Source organism: Micromonospora sp. NPDC047134 (assembly GCF_040643455.1).
Taxonomy (GTDB): domain Bacteria; phylum Actinomycetota; class Actinomycetes; order Mycobacteriales; family Micromonosporaceae; genus Micromonospora.
Genome location: NZ_JBEYUI010000048.1, coordinates 1 through 13,658 on the forward strand (window position 1 = coordinate 1; position 13,658 = coordinate 13,658).

The 13,658-nt window shown below is 72.8% G+C and carries 12 protein-coding genes; 4 read left to right on the forward strand and 8 right to left on the reverse strand.

Annotated features, from left to right (window positions below; translation table 11 throughout):
- Positions 1-182 precede the first annotated feature (182 nt).
- Positions 183-1,118, reverse strand: a complete 936-nt coding sequence (locus ABZ795_RS28475) for a diacylglycerol kinase family protein (protein WP_357532614.1) — start codon at positions 1,116-1,118, stop codon at positions 183-185.
- 278 nt (positions 1,119-1,396) lie between these two features.
- On the opposite strand from ABZ795_RS28475, the gene lanKC reads away from it, so the two are divergent.
- The 4 genes from lanKC (at position 1,397) to ABZ795_RS28495 (ending at position 7,686) form a co-directional block, all read left to right on the forward strand.
- Positions 1,397-3,997 (forward strand): class III lanthionine synthetase LanKC, encoded by a 2,601-nt coding sequence (lanKC, locus tag ABZ795_RS28480; protein ID WP_357532611.1) that lies wholly within the window; start codon positions 1,397-1,399, stop codon positions 3,995-3,997.
- A 6-nt stretch (positions 3,998-4,003) separates the two neighbouring features.
- Positions 4,004-4,123 carry a SapB/AmfS family lanthipeptide gene (locus ABZ795_RS28485; protein WP_013734295.1) on the forward strand — a complete coding sequence of 40 codons (120 nt, stop codon included), beginning with the start codon at positions 4,004-4,006 and terminating at the stop codon, positions 4,121-4,123.
- Positions 4,124-4,198: 75 nt separating this feature from the next.
- Positions 4,199-5,926: an ABC transporter ATP-binding protein gene (locus ABZ795_RS28490; RefSeq protein ID WP_357532612.1), complete on the forward strand. Its 1,728-nt coding sequence runs from the start codon at positions 4,199-4,201 to the stop codon at positions 5,924-5,926.
- Positions 5,923-7,686: an ABC transporter ATP-binding protein gene (locus ABZ795_RS28495; RefSeq protein ID WP_357532613.1), complete on the forward strand. Its 1,764-nt coding sequence runs from the start codon at positions 5,923-5,925 to the stop codon at positions 7,684-7,686. The genes ABZ795_RS28490 and ABZ795_RS28495 overlap by 4 nt, the downstream gene beginning before the upstream one ends.
- A gap of 141 nt (positions 7,687-7,827) precedes the next feature.
- Here ABZ795_RS28495 and ABZ795_RS28500 read toward each other — a convergent pair whose 3' ends face one another.
- From ABZ795_RS28500 to ABZ795_RS28530, 7 genes are all read right to left on the reverse strand, one after another.
- Positions 7,828-8,436, reverse strand: coding sequence for a response regulator transcription factor (locus ABZ795_RS28500; RefSeq protein WP_327025570.1), 609 nt, complete (start codon positions 8,434-8,436; stop codon positions 7,828-7,830).
- 130 nt (positions 8,437-8,566) lie between these two features.
- Entirely contained in the window at positions 8,567-9,172 is a 606-nt protein-coding gene (locus ABZ795_RS28505; protein WP_327025569.1) for a response regulator transcription factor, read from the reverse strand.
- A 438-nt stretch (positions 9,173-9,610) separates the two neighbouring features.
- Positions 9,611-10,561 carry a twin-arginine translocase subunit TatC gene (tatC, locus tag ABZ795_RS28510; RefSeq protein ID WP_327025568.1) on the reverse strand — a complete coding sequence of 317 codons (951 nt, stop codon included), beginning with the start codon at positions 10,559-10,561 and terminating at the stop codon, positions 9,611-9,613.
- Positions 10,562-10,579: 18 nt separating this feature from the next.
- Positions 10,580-10,867, reverse strand: a complete 288-nt coding sequence (gene tatA / locus ABZ795_RS28515; RefSeq protein WP_327025567.1) for a Sec-independent protein translocase subunit TatA — start codon at positions 10,865-10,867, stop codon at positions 10,580-10,582.
- 222 nt (positions 10,868-11,089) lie between these two features.
- The gene (locus ABZ795_RS28520) at positions 11,090-11,338 is read right to left on the reverse strand and encodes a hypothetical protein (RefSeq protein ID WP_327025566.1); all 249 of its coding nucleotides are present in this window, start codon (positions 11,336-11,338) and stop codon (positions 11,090-11,092) included.
- Between the two features lie 9 nt (positions 11,339-11,347).
- Positions 11,348-12,352: a YafY family protein gene (locus ABZ795_RS28525; protein ID WP_327025565.1), complete on the reverse strand. Its 1,005-nt coding sequence runs from the start codon at positions 12,350-12,352 to the stop codon at positions 11,348-11,350.
- Positions 12,349-13,398 carry a WYL domain-containing protein gene (locus tag ABZ795_RS28530; RefSeq protein WP_327025564.1) on the reverse strand — a complete coding sequence of 350 codons (1,050 nt, stop codon included), beginning with the start codon at positions 13,396-13,398 and terminating at the stop codon, positions 12,349-12,351. The genes ABZ795_RS28525 and ABZ795_RS28530 overlap by 4 nt, the downstream gene beginning before the upstream one ends.
- Positions 13,399-13,658 lie beyond the last annotated feature (260 nt).

Sequence of the window (13,658 nt, forward strand, 5' to 3'; positions counted from 1 at the left end):
GACTCCACGGCACACCAACTACTGGCGGCCAGATCTTGCATGAGTCACTCGTAGCTCACCGACGTCGAACCTACCGATACCAACTCCTCCCGGAAACCGGCCCACCTATAGAAGCGTCGGCGGGGGCTAGGCGCGTGGGCGGGGCGGCACGGAGCGAGAGGGCGGGGGTGGGGGCGAGGGCTTTAGGGGAGGAGGAGGTGGAGGGCGGTGGGGGTGGCGGTGATGGTTATCGGGAGGGGTAGGCAGCGTTCGCCGTCGGCGTAGGTGGTGATCTCGGCGGCGGCTATCTCCACGGTGCGGGCCCGGTAGGTGCGCGCCAGCGGGTGGTGGACGTGGGTGCCCCGGTAGATCTTCGGCTTCTCGCGGATCAGGGTTCGCCGGGTGTAGCGCCCACCCACGACGACGTCCAGCAGGCCGTCGTTGGGGTCGGCGTCGGGGCAGATCCGCATTCCCCCGCCGTAGGAGGGGCAGTTGCCGACCGCCACCAGCACGGCCTCCGTCTCGTGGGTCACCCCGTCCAGGCGCAGGGTGTAATGGCGCGGGCGTAGTCGGGCCAACTCCACCAGGATCGCCAGGTCGTAGCGGCGGGGGCCGCGTGGCCAGCGCATCCGGTTGGCCCGTTCGTTGACGATCGCGTCGAACCCGGCCGCGAGTACCCCGCCGTACCACCGGTGTGCGCCGTCCGGGCCGGTGATCCGGGCCAGGTCGACCGGGCGGATTCGTCCCTGGCGCAGGGCGGCCGTGATGGTGTCCGCGGCGGCCAGGGGGTCGGCGGGAAAGCCGGTGGCTTCGGCGAAGTCGTTGCCGGTGCCGGCCGGTACCGCGCCGAAGGGCACCGGGGTGCCGGCCACCGCCTGTAGGGCCAGGTGCATGGTGCCGTCGCCACCGACCGCGACCAGGGCCGCGGCCCCCTCGGCGACCGCCTCGCGGCAGGCGGCCTCGGCCTGGGTACGGGTGCGGGCCTCCAGCACCCTCAGGGGGCGACCGCCGGCCGCCAGGCGGTCCAGCACCTCGGGTAGCAGTCCCCGATGGCGCCCTCGGCCGGCGGTGGGGTTGGTCAGAACGGCGATCGGCCGATCGGCCGGCGAGGGGTGATCGTCTGCCGTCACGGCGTGCACCGTACCCGGCCCGGCCACCCCCGGGCATCCGCCGAAATGCCCTGCCCGGCGGCCCCTCGGGCATCGGCCGTCATGCGCAGTCCGGCCATCGAAGCGACCGGCGGCGGAAGACCCTCGGCGGGGCCACCGGCCCTCACCTGACATTTGTCACGGTCGATTGTGTGGCACGCACTGCACCTCATGACGGAACGCACTGGCTCCGCCATAGGCCGAACGGACAAACTCTTATCAGCCAGCAGGGCACGAGGACGAGCCGATCAGGGGAGGGAGGGATCGCGGTGGACGACCGTTACGACAGCTACTGCGCCGCCGACCGACACTTCTACGACTCCCTCGGCAACGCCGTCGAGCAGCCCACCTTCGCCGTGGCCCGGCGAGCGCTGCCGGAGGGTTGGCGTACCGAGCCGCTGGACGACTGGCTGATCTACGCCCCGGACGGCGACTCGCTGCCCCAGCAGGGCTGGAAGATCCATGTGGCGGCCACCCTGGACAACGCCGAGCGGGTGCTGGACCTGGTCTGGGACTACTGCGTCCCGCGTGGGCTGTCCTTCAAGTTCCTGCGTGGTCCGCGCACTCTGCTGCTGCGCAACTCCAAGTACGCCTCCCGGGCGGCCAGCGGCAAGTTCGTCACCGTCTACCCGCACGACGAGGCGGAGCTGGAACTGGTCTGCAAGGAACTCGACGAGCTGCTCGCCGGGGAGTCCGGCCCGTACATCCTCAGCGACCTGCGCTACGGCACCGGCCCGGTGTTCGTACGCTACGGCGGCTTCGCCGCCCGCTACTGCCACTCGGCGGACGGGCAGGTCGTACCGGCGATCGAGGACGGCACCGGCACCCTGGTGCCGGATCGGCGCGACCCGGTCTTCCACGTACCCGACTGGGTGACCCTGCCGGACTTCCTGGCACCCCACCTGGCCGCCCGCAACGCCACCAGCACGGACGAGGTGCCGTACCGGATCGAGAAGGTCATCCACTTCTCCAACGGCGGCGGCCTCTACGTCGGCCGGGACCTGCGCACCGACACCCAGGTGGTGCTCAAGGAGGCGCGACCGCACGCCGGCCTGGACGCCGACGGCACCGACGCGGTGGCCCGGCTGTCCCGCGAGGCCGAGGCGCTGCGTCGACTCGCCGACCTGCCACAGGTGCCCCGGGTGCACGACGAGTTCACCCTCGGCGAGCACCGGTTCCTGGCGCTGGAGTTCATCGAGGGCCGGGCGCTGAACAAGGTGCTGGTCGACCGGTACCCCCTCATCGACGCCGACGCCACGGACGCCGACCGGGCCGACTACACCCGCTGGGCCCTGGAGGTCCACCGGCAGGTCGAGCAGGTCATCAAGGCCATCCACGAACGCGGCCTGGTCTACGGCGACCTGCACCTGTTCAACGTGATGGTCCGCCCGGACGACCGGATCGCCCTGGTCGACTTCGAGGTGGCCGCGCCGATCGACGGGCACCGCCGGCCCGGCCTGCGCAACCAGGGTTTCGCCGCCCCCCGGGACCGCACCGGTCCCGCGGTCGACAACTACGCCCTGGCCTGCCTGCGGCTGGCGCTGTTCCTGCCGCTGACCCAACTGGTCCGGCTGGCACCGGCCAAGGCCGCACACCTGGCGGAGGTGATCGCCGAGCGGTTCCCGGTGCCCCGAGAACTTCTGGACGCCGCCGTCGCGGAGATCACCGGGGAAAGCCCGGCAGCAGCGGAACCCCGAGTCGACCTCACCGTCGACCTAGGATCCGCCCACCGCGACCGGTTGGCCCGGGCCATCCTGGCCAGCGCCACACCCGGGCGCGAGGACCGACTCTTCCCCGGCGACATCGAGCAGTTCCGCAGCGGTGGGCTCAATCTCGCCCACGGCGCCGCCGGAGTCCTGTACGCCCTGCACGTCAGCGGCGCCGGGCGCTGGCCGGAACACGAACAGTGGCTGGTACGCCAGGCCACCTCACCGGCCTCCGGCACCCGCTGCGGCTTCTACGACGGGCTGCACGGCGTCGCGTACGCCCTGGAGCTGCTGGGCCGCCGACAGGACGCCCTGGACGTGCTCGACATCTGCCTGCGGCAACCCCTGGACGGGTTGGACCACAGCCTGGCCGGTGGCCTCTCCGGAATCGCGCTCAACCTCGCCGAGTTGGCCGGGCGCACCGGCGAGTCGGCCCTGCGCGAGGCCGCCTGGTCGGTCGCCGAGCGGGTGGTCACCCAACTCGCCGACGAGCCGACCTCGGAGATCAGCGGTGGTCGACACTCGTACGCGGGACTGCTGCGCGGTCGCAGCGGACCGGCCCTGATGCTGGTACGGCTGCACGAGCTGACCGGTGAGCCCGACCTGCTGACCCACGCCGCCACCGCACTGCGGCAGGACCTGCACCGCTGCGTGGTCCGTCCGGACGGCGCCCTGGAGGTCAACGAGGGCTGGCGCACCATGCCCTACCTGGGGCAGGGCAGTGTCGGCATCGGGCTGGTGCTCGACCAGTACCTGCGCCACCGGGCCGACGAGCGGTTCGCCGAGGCCAGCGCCGGGGTACGGCGCGCCGCCCGGTCCCCCTTCTACGCGCAGTCCGGCCTGTTCGCCGGGCGGGCCGGCATCATCGCCTACCTGGCGGCGTACCCGGACGACCCGGCCCTGGCCGCAGAGCTGGCCACGCAGGTCGAACGCCTCGGCTGGCACGCCCTGCCGTACGCGGACGGGACCGCCTTCCCGGGCGAGCAGCTGCTGCGGCTCTCCATGGACCTGGGCACCGGCACCGCAGGGGTCCTGCTGGCCCTGGCCACCGCCCGGGCGCAGGCCCCGGTGACGCTGCCCTTCCTCGCGCCCCTGACGGGCGCCCCAGACACCCTCGCTGATGCGAGGGGATCCGATCAGACCGACCAGCACGGAAGGAGGTGACAAGACATGGCGCTTCTGGACCTCCAGGGCCTGGAGATGGCCCCCGCCGACCGCACCGGCGGCGGCAGCCGGGCGAGCCTGCTGCTCTGCGGCGACAGCTCGCTGTCCGTCACGACCTGCAACTGATAGGTCGCCACGCGAGGCCCTGGGCGGGGCGATGAACCCGCCCAGGGCCGCACGTCTTTCTCGCGGGAGGTGCCGATGCCGACTCGAGACGGCGCCGACCGGCTGTTGCGCCGGGTGGTCCGGGACGGCGGCGGTTGGACCGTCCTGCTCACGGTGGTGGCGCTCGTCGGCGCCGCCGCCGAACTCGCGCTTCCGGCCGCCCTGGGGCTCGCCGTCGACGCCGCCGTCGGGGGTACGGCCTCTTGGTGGCCGGCTGTGGCCTGCGCCCTGGTCGCCGGCCTGCTGGTCACCGACATCCTCGGTGACCTGGCCGCCGGTTACGGCACGGCCAGGGCCACTCTCCTGCTGCGTCGGCGGCTGCTGCGCCACCTCTTCGCCTGCGATGTCCGCACGGTCCGCCGGTACCCGGTGGGTGACCTGGTCGGCCGGCTGGTCGGGCAGAGCGCCGACGCCGGGCAGGCCGGCACCGCGGTGGTGTTCGGGGTGGTCGCCCTGGTGCCGCCGGTCGGCAGCGTGGTGGCGCTGATCCTGATCGAGCCGCTGCTGGGGATCACCCTGCTCGGTGGGCTGGTGGTGCTCGCGGTACTCATGCGGGCCTTCGTCAGCGACGCCTCCGCCGCCGTGACCGGCTACCAGCGGGTGTTGGGCGGTATCGCCGGACGGCTGCTAGAGGCCCTCGGCGGGGCCCGCACCATCGCCGCCGCCGCGACCGTGGACCCCGAACGCGACCGGGTGCTGGCCGCCCTGCCGGAGCTACGCCGGTACGGGTCGCTCGGCTGGCGGTTGCTGGCCCAGGCCAGCGCCCGCACCGCCGCGGTGGGTCCGCTGTTGCAGGCGGCCGTCATAGCCGTCGGCGGGTACGCCCTCACGGTCGGCTGGCTGACCCCCGGACAACTGGTGGCCGCAGTGCAGTACGCCGCCCTGGGCGCCGGGTTGGGTGCGGTGCTGGCCACCCTGCACCGGCTGGTACGCGCCCGTGCGGCGGCCAGCCGGATCGCCGAGCCACTGGCCCGGCCCACCCGCCGCTACGGCGACGAGGCCCTCCCCCCCGGCCGCGGTGAGCTGCGGCTGCGCGGGGTCGAGGTGCACCGCGAGGACGGGCGCCCCCTGCTGCGCGGGGTGGATCTGCTCGTGCCGGCCGGCAGCACCCTCGCGGTCGTCGGGCGTTCCGGAGTCGGCAAGTCGACCCTCGCCGCCGTGGCCGGGCGGCTGCACGACCCGGACGCCGGTGAGGTGCTGCTCGACGGGACACCCCTGCCCCGGTTGAGCCCGGCGGCGCTGCGGCGGGGCATCGGACACGCCTTCGACCGGCCGGTCCTGGTCGGCGAGACCGTCCACGATGCGATCGGTCTGGCCCTGCCCCCGGAGTCGGCCGACCCGCCCGCCGGTGCGAACCCGGCGACCGCGCCCGTGCTGGCGGTGACCCGGGCCGCCCAGGTGGCCGACGTCGTGGCCCGGTTGCCGGACGGGTTCCGCACCCCGCTGTCGGAGGCACCCTTCTCCGGGGGCGAGGCCCAGCGCCTCGGGCTGGCCCGCGCCTTCTGCGCCGAACGGGTACTGGTCCTGGACGACGCCATGTCCAGCCTGGACACCGCCACGGAGCACCGGATCAGCCAGGCGGTGGCCGAGGGAGCCGAGGGTCGTACCCGGCTGGTGGTGACCCACCGTGCGGCGACCGCCGCCGCGGCCGACCTGGTCGCCTGGATCGACGACGGCCGGGTGCGGGCGGTGGGGCCGCACCGACGGCTCTGGGCCGACCCGGACTACCGGGCGATCTTCACCCCGGCCGGGGACCCCCGATGACCGGGGTACGCCGGACCACCTGGGCGGCGTTGCGGGCCCGCCGCCGTCCGCTGGGCCGACTGGCCGCCTGGTCGGTGGGCGAGTCCCTGCCGGCGCTGCTCAGCGGCCTGCTCGTGGCCCGGGCGGTCGACCAGGGCTTCCTGGCCGGTCGGTTCACCACCGGCCTGGCCTGGCTGGCCGGGCTGGCCGCCGCCGTGCTGATCGGGGCGGTCGCCACCGGCCGGGTGTACCGCAGTCTCGGTGCCGTGGTCGAGCCCTTCCGTGACGAGTTGGCCACCCGGGTGGTCGACGGTGCCCTGCGCGAGGCCACCCGGGCCGGTGGCCGACCGGACAGCGCCGCTGTGGCCCGGCTGACCCAACAGGTGGAGGTCGTCCGGGACACCTTCGGCGGCCTGCTGCTGGTGGTCCGGGGTTTCCTGTTCACCGCCGGTGCGGCGCTGCTCGGCCTGCTGGCCCTGTCGCCGCCCCTGGCCGCGGCGGTGGCCGCGCCGCTGCTGCTCGGGCTGGCCGTGTTCGCGGCGGCGCTGCCGGCGATGGTCACCCACCAGCGGGCCCAGGTGGCCGCCGGTGAGGAACTGGGCCGCTCGGCCGCCGCCGCCCTGACCGGACATCGCGACGTCCTGGCCTGCGGCGGGCAGGACCGGGTGGTCGCCGCGGTCGACCGGCGAATCGTCACCCAGTCGAACACCGAGCGGACTCTGGCCCGGATGGCGGCCCTGCGCAGCCTCAGCCTAGGGCTGGGCGGTTGGCTGCCCGTGGTGATCCTGCTGCTGGCCGCCCCCTGGCTGGTGCGCCAGGGGCTGAGCACCGGTGCGGTGCTGGGCGCGCTGGTCTACGTCACCACCGGTCTGCAACCGGCCCTGCACGCTCTCGTGCAGGGGGTGGGCGGCGGGGGCCTGCGCTACGCCGTGACCCTGGACCGGATCCTGCGCAGCAGCCCGCCGCCCGACTCCAGTCCTGTCGCCCCACCGCCGGCTCTCGGGCCGGCACCGCGGACCACCGCGGTGCCGCCGGCGGTGCGGGCCTGCGGGCTGACCTTCCGGTACGGCCCGCACGCCAAGCCGGTCCTCGCCGACTTCACCCTGACGGTGGCCCACGGGGAACACCTGGCCGTGGTAGGGCCCAGTGGTGCCGGCAAATCCACCCTGGCCGCCCTGATCGCCGGGCTGGCGCCACCGGAGTCCGGCAGGGTGCACCTGGCCGATACCCCGGTCACCGCCGCCACCCCCCAGGCCCTGGCCCGGCTGCGGGTGCTGGTGCCGCAGGAGGCGTACGTCCGCAGCGGCACCCTCGCCGACAACCTGTTGTACCTGCGGCCGGAGGCGGACGAGGCGACCGTGGCGGCGGCCCTGGAGGCCCTCGGCGCCTGGCCACTGGTCGACCGCCTCGGTGGGTTGGCGGCCGAGGTCGAGCCCGGTGCCCTCTCCGCCGGGGAACGTCAACTCATCGCCGCGGTACGGGCCTATCTGGCCCCGGCCCCGTTGGTCATCCTGGACGAGGCGACCTGTCACCTGGACCCCGGCATGGAGGCCAGGGTCGAACGGGCCTTCGCCGACCGCCCGGGCACCCTCGTGGTGATCGCCCACCGGATCAGTTCGGCGCTGCGCGCCCACCGGGTGCTGGTGTTCGACGGCGACCGGCCACTGGTCGGCAGCCACCAGGAACTGCTGCACCTCTCCCCCACCTACCGGGAACTGGTCGGTCACTGGCAGGACCCCGCCCCGGACACCCGACAGGCCGTGACCTCCACCCGGGCGTGAAGGCCCGGCCCGTCGGTCGGGCGCGGTCGGGCGGCACGGACTGGGCGGCCCGTCGGGGCGGGGCGGGCTCAGCTGGGCAGCCGGAACAGCACCATGCTCACCCGGGTCAGGTCGCCGTAGGACACCGGTGCCCGCCCGGGGTCAGATCCAGCCGGCCTCGTGGGCGACCCGTACGGCCTCCACCCGGGTGCGGGCGCCGACCTTGCGGGCGATCCGCCCGAGATGGTTGCGCACCGTGCCCGGTGCCAGGCCCAGGGCCCGGGCGACCTCGACGACCGGCGCTCCCGCCGCGGTCAGATCGAGAATCTGGGTCTCCCGTGCCGACAGCGGGCTCTCCCGGGTCAACGCCGCCTGGACCAGGTCCACGTCGATCACCGACTCCCCTCGGGACAGCCGCCGGACCCCCTCCAGCACCCGACGCGGCGCGACGTCGCTGCCGAGTACCCCGAGGGGGCGTCCCGGCACGAGGACCCGGTGCAGGCGGCGGGCCCGACGCTGGTCGACCAGCACCAGCATCGGGCAGCCCGCCGCACCGGCCGACCCGACCAGATCGAGGTCGATGACCGCCACGTCGGGCCGCTGGGCCTGGATCAGCGCGGGAAGGGCCTCACCCCGGTCGAGTTCCGCCACCACGCTGATGTCGGCCTCGGCGGCGAGAACGAGGGAGAGGGCACCCCGGACCAGGGCACCGTCGAGGGCTAGCAGGGTACGGATCACGTCGACCTTCCCGGGAACCGCCAGGCGGATCACGAACCGTCAACATTCAAACACGTACCGACCGGTGCCGCTCGGTGAGCCAAGCCCCCGCTCGGGTCGCTGCCGGCGCTCGCCTCCGCAACCCCGCTGCTGCCGGCCCTCGCCGCAGCGATCCTGTTGTCGGCTAGATCCAACCGTGGCGGCGGGCATGCCACACCGCCTCCATCCGGTTGCGGGCACCCGTCTTGCGCATCACCGCCGACAGATGGTTGCGCACCGTGCCGTGCGCCAGGAAGAGTCGCCGGGCGATGTCCTTGAGCGGCAGCCCTTCGGCGGCCACCCGCAGCACCTCCGCCTCGCGGCGAGTCAGCGGACTGCCCGCTGGCCGCAGGGCCGTCACGGCGACCTCCGCGTCGATCACCCGCTCGCCGGTCGCGACCTCCCGCACCGCCCCGACCAGCGCCTCCACCGGAGCATCCATGCCGATCAGCCCATGTGCCCCGGCATCCAACAACTCCTCCACCACCTCCGGGCTCCACCGGCGGCCCATCGCCAGCACCGCGGCGTCGGGGGCGGCGCCCGCGATCTCGGCGACCACCTTGGCCGGCGGGGAGACCTCCGAAGCCAGGTCCACCAGTACGACGTCGGGTTGGTGCCGCCGCAGTACCTCGGGCAACTCCTCCACCCGGGCGACCTGGGCGATCACCTCGATCTCCTCCTCGCTCGACAATGCCACGCAGAGCGCACTGCGCAGCAGACTCATCTCCTCGGCGACGACGACGTGGATCAATGCTGACTCCCGATCTGTGGACGCGCGCTGCCGCCGTGGGAGTCCCATAGACGGGACTCCCGAGGCGGCAATGGTGGTGGGCCAGATCCTTCGCATGACACGGGCCGCGATCAGGCAGGAGGGCGCGCGCAGTCACGGTGACCGACCGCGCAACGGGCCCACCACGACACAGCCGGCGTACCGACCGTGCCACCCGTGCCCGCTCAGGTCAGGTGGGCCAGCGGCAGGACAACGTACGGCGCACGGGCAACGACCTTCCTGATGGGGTGCGACAACAAATCGTAAAGAAGTCATTACCCAGTTGTTGCACCTGGGAGACCCGGTGACGGATTACCGACTGCATCGCTGACAGGCGACACCCCGTGCGCTAAAGGCAGGGGTGGCGGACAACGCACCGGCGGTCCCTGCGGGCTGCCCCGCTACCGGGGCAGCCCGTCATCAGGTGACGTCGTCGTAGCGCCGTTCGATCGGCTTGGGTGCCACGATCGGCTCCGGCGGCTCGATCGGGCTGACCTGGTCCACCGGCCGTCCCGCCGACACCGGCTCCAGATCCACCTCCAGCGGGGAGGCCTCGTCGTCGTCGATGCCGGCGTAGACCTCCTTGCCGCGGCCCTTGCGCCGGTCGTTGAGGAAGGCCACCCCGACCGCGATGAAATAGAGCAGGCTCAGACAGAGGGCCAGCAGGGTCATGCCGAAGGGGCCCGGGTCGGGGGTGGCCACCGCCGCGAAGGCGAAGCAGATGAAGACCACCGCCCGCCACCAGCTCAGCAGGCGCTTGGCGCTGACCACCCCGGTGAAGTTGAGCATCAGCAGGGTCAGCGGGAACTCGAAGGCCACCCCGAACAGCAGGATCATGGTGGTGACGAAGCTGATGTAGCGGGTCACCTCCAGCTGCGAGTCCGTGCCGGTGACACCGGCCTCCAGCAGGAAGGCCAAACCCTTGTCGACCACGAAGTAGGCCAGCACCGCACCGGCGGCGAACAGCGGAGCCGCGATCGTGACGAAGACGTACGCCCACTTGCGCTCGTGCCGGTGCAGGCCGGGCGCGATGAACGCCCACAGTTGGAACAGCCAGACCGGCGCGCCGAGGATCAGACCGATCCAGAGCGCCAGCTTGAGCTTGAGGATGAAGCCGTCGGCGGGGGCGAGCATCAGGAACTGCTGACACTTACCGTCGACCATCATGCCGGGCAGCCGGCAGTACGGCTGGGCCAGGAGGTCGAACGCCGGCTGGGCCAGCGCGAAGCCGGCGATCAGCCCGACCACGATCGCCAGCGACGCCCGGAACAGTCGGGTACGCAGCTCACGAAAGTGCTCGATCAGGGTCATCGAGCCGTCGGCGGCCCGTTCGAACTTGCTCGGGCCACGCTTACGCAGGGCGAAGGCCACGGTGGTCGAGCCCCTCGCTCAGTTGTCGCGGACGCGCTGCACCGGGTCGACGACCGGCTGCTGCACCGTACCCTGGTACGGCTGCTGCTGCGGAGGCTGCGGCGTGAGCGGCTGGTAGCCGGCCTGCGCGTCGGCCTTGCCGGCCAGGTCGCGGTCGTCATCGTCAGCCAGGCTCTTGGTCTCGGCCTTGATGATGCGCAGCGAACGACCCAGGGAACGCGCCGCGTCCGGAAGCCGCTTCGCGCCGAAGAGCAGGATCATCACGACCACGAGTACGGCGATGTGCCAGGGCCTGAGGGCACCCATGTGAAGCTCCAGTCGCTTGTGTCAAATGGGGGTGGTTCCGCAGCCCATCGTACGTGTGACGCGGGCTGTTGCCACCCACCGGGAGGTGGTGGATCGGTCCGGCGGGTGAAGTCTCGGCCACCTGCGAGTATTCCGTCAACCAGACGACTGGATCTTCGTGCCCGAACCGGTTCTCATCCGCCTCCGACCGGTGCCGGAGCCCGACGGCCGGGGGTGGTCGTTTCAGTCGCCTCGGCGGGCCCGGATCAGGGTCATCCGCTGCTGGGTCGTCTCCAGCCGGCTCTGCAACCCCTCGGCCTGCTGCTGGAGGTTCTCCGCGGCGGCCTGCAGGACCATCGCCTCGTCGGCCCGCTGCCGTAGCCGCAGCGCAGCCCGGCGCAGCTGCGGCAACCGGCCGAGCAGGGGACGGACCGCCAGCACCAGGACGATCAACGGCACCAGCACCAGCGCGAGCAGGATCCACTTCAGCACGGCGTCAGCCTACTGCCCGGACCCCGTCGCCGCCGGGTGCAGGCCGGGCAGCACCGGTGTCGCGTACGCCTCCAGGGCCGCCACGGCGCAGTCCCGTACCTGCTCGGCCAGCTCGGCCGGGGCCAGCACGGTGACCTCCGGACCCAGACCGAGCACGAAGCGCCGGGCCCAGCCGAGATCGGTGACCCGCAGCGAGACCACCCACCGCTCACCGTCGGACTCGACCCGCTCACACGGGTAGTACTCCGTGATCCACCGGTCCCTCCGGCCGATCCGCAGGGTGATCAGCGGTAGCTCCGGTGAGGGGCGGAACAGTCCCCCGCTGAGATCCTGGGGGCGGGCCTGCGGCGGCACCACGGCCGGCTCCTCCAGCTCGGTTACCGCGTCGATCCGGTCGGCCCGGAACAGCCGTACCGCCTCGGCCCTCCGGCACCACGCCTCGACGTACGCCCGACCGCCGAACATCAGCATCCGCAGGGGGTCGATCACCCGCTCGGTCGTCTCGTCACGCGCCCGGGTGTAGTAGGTGATCCGCAGCGCACGCCCCCCGGCCACCGCGGCCCGCAACTGCTCGACCCGCGGCCCGTCACCGGGCAGCCGGACCTCCACCGGCGCCGCCACGAGGTCACCCCCGGCGTCCTCGATCTTCGCCAGGGCCCGCTCCACGGCTTCCCGGTTGGCCACCCCGGGGGTCTCGGCCAGCATCCGCAGCGCCACGACCAGGGCCAGGGCCTCGTCCGGGGTGAGCCGCAGCGGGCGGTCGATACCGGCGTCGTAGGTGATGGTCACCCGGTCACCGTCGAAGGCCATGTCGATCAGGTCACCCGGACCGTAACCCGGCAGGCCGCAGACCCAGAGCAGTTCCAGATCCTCACGCAACTGCCGCTCGGTCACCCCTAGATCCCCGGCCGCCTCGGCGATCTCGATGCCGGGCCGGGCCAGCAGGTACGGCACCAGGTTGAGCAGCCGGGCCAACCGGTCGGCGGAGGTACGGGTGCCGGCCTTCGCGCTCATCGCGCCCGCCTTCCGTTCGGGACTGCCGGGCTCACAAGCTCACTCCTCGTGTTCGGCGGGCCGACCGCCGGGGAGTCGTCGTGGTGGGCGGCGATCTCCTTGAGCCGCTGGATGACCGCCTCGCGTACCTCGGGTGGGTCAAGCACCCGCACCTCGGGCCCGTAGCCGACGAGGTGACTGGCGAACAGGTCCATGTCGCTGTACGGCAGGACCAGCCGGTCCGCCTCCGGCCCGGAGGTCACCTCGACCGCCACCCGGCGCAGCCCGGCCGCCCGCCCGGGGGTGACCAGGACGGTGGCCCGGCCGGTGTGCTCGGTCGGGCCGGACCAGTTGGCCACGTGGCTGATCAGGTCGACACCGGGCGGCGGCTGGTAGGCGCCGGGCACCCCGGTGACCCGGACCGTGCCGACCACCCGGGACAACCGGAAACAGCGGGTGGCGTCCCGATCCAGATCGTGGCCGACCACGTACCAGCGTCCGCGCCAGCAGACCACCCCCCACGGCTGGAGTCGACGGTGGTCGGGGGCGTCCCGGTCCGGTACCCGGTAGTCGAAGCGGACCTCGCGGCGATCCCGGGCGGCGGCGGTCAACGGCGCGAAGGCCGGATCGACATTGACCATCGGCTCCAACCCGAGGGTGGCGTGGGGGTCCACGTCCACACCGGCGGCGCGGAGCTTCGCCAGGCCGGAGGAGGCGGCGGCGGCCAGTCCCGCGTGCTGCCACAGCCGGGCGGCGATGCCCACCGCAGCGGCCTCGTCCGGCTCGAGGGGAATCTCCGGGAGGGCGTACTCCCGGCGGGCGATCCGATACCCGGGTTCGGTGTCGAAGGCGCTGGCCGTGCCGGTCTCCAGCGGCACGCCCAACTCCCGCAACTCGGCCTTGTCCCGCTCGAACTTGCGCTGGAAGGCCTCGTGCTCGCGGGCATCGTCCGGATCGTGCTCATAACCGGGCACGGTCGCGGCGATCTGCGCGGCGGTCAGGAACCGCCGCGTAGACAGCAGACAGATCACCAGGTTGACCAGGCGTTCGGTGCGGCTGCGCGACACCCCGTAGACGCTAGCAGCCGACCCCCCGAACACATGTACCCACGCCGACATCCCGTCCCACCCCACCATCCAACCTCGCCGATCTTGCACTTTCGGTCGCCCGATCGCCCTATTTGAGGGCTTTGCCCGGACAAAAAGTGCAAGATCGGCGAGGGCTGGGGTAGGGCGCGAGGGGGCGGGGTGGGGGTGGGGGTGGGGGTGTCCGGTGGAACACTTATTTGGACTATCTGCGATCTCGACTCGGCATGGTAGCGGCCGTG

Excerpts from the sequence above, each read along its gene's own strand:
- ABZ795_RS28485 (WP_013734295.1), top strand. The coding sequence starts at position 4,004 with ATGGCGCTTCTGGACCTCCAGGGCCTGGAGATGGCCCCCGCCGACCGC.
- ABZ795_RS28490 (WP_357532612.1), top strand. The coding sequence starts at position 4,199 with ATGCCGACTCGAGACGGCGCCGACCGGCTGTTGCGCCGGGTGGTCCGG.
- ABZ795_RS28495 (WP_357532613.1), top strand. The coding sequence starts at position 5,923 with ATGACCGGGGTACGCCGGACCACCTGGGCGGCGTTGCGGGCCCGCCGC.
- tatA (WP_327025567.1), bottom strand. The coding sequence starts at position 10,867 with ATGGGTGCCCTCAGGCCCTGGCACATCGCCGTACTCGTGGTCGTGATG.
- ABZ795_RS28525 (WP_327025565.1), bottom strand. The coding sequence starts at position 12,352 with ATGAGCGCGAAGGCCGGCACCCGTACCTCCGCCGACCGGTTGGCCCGG.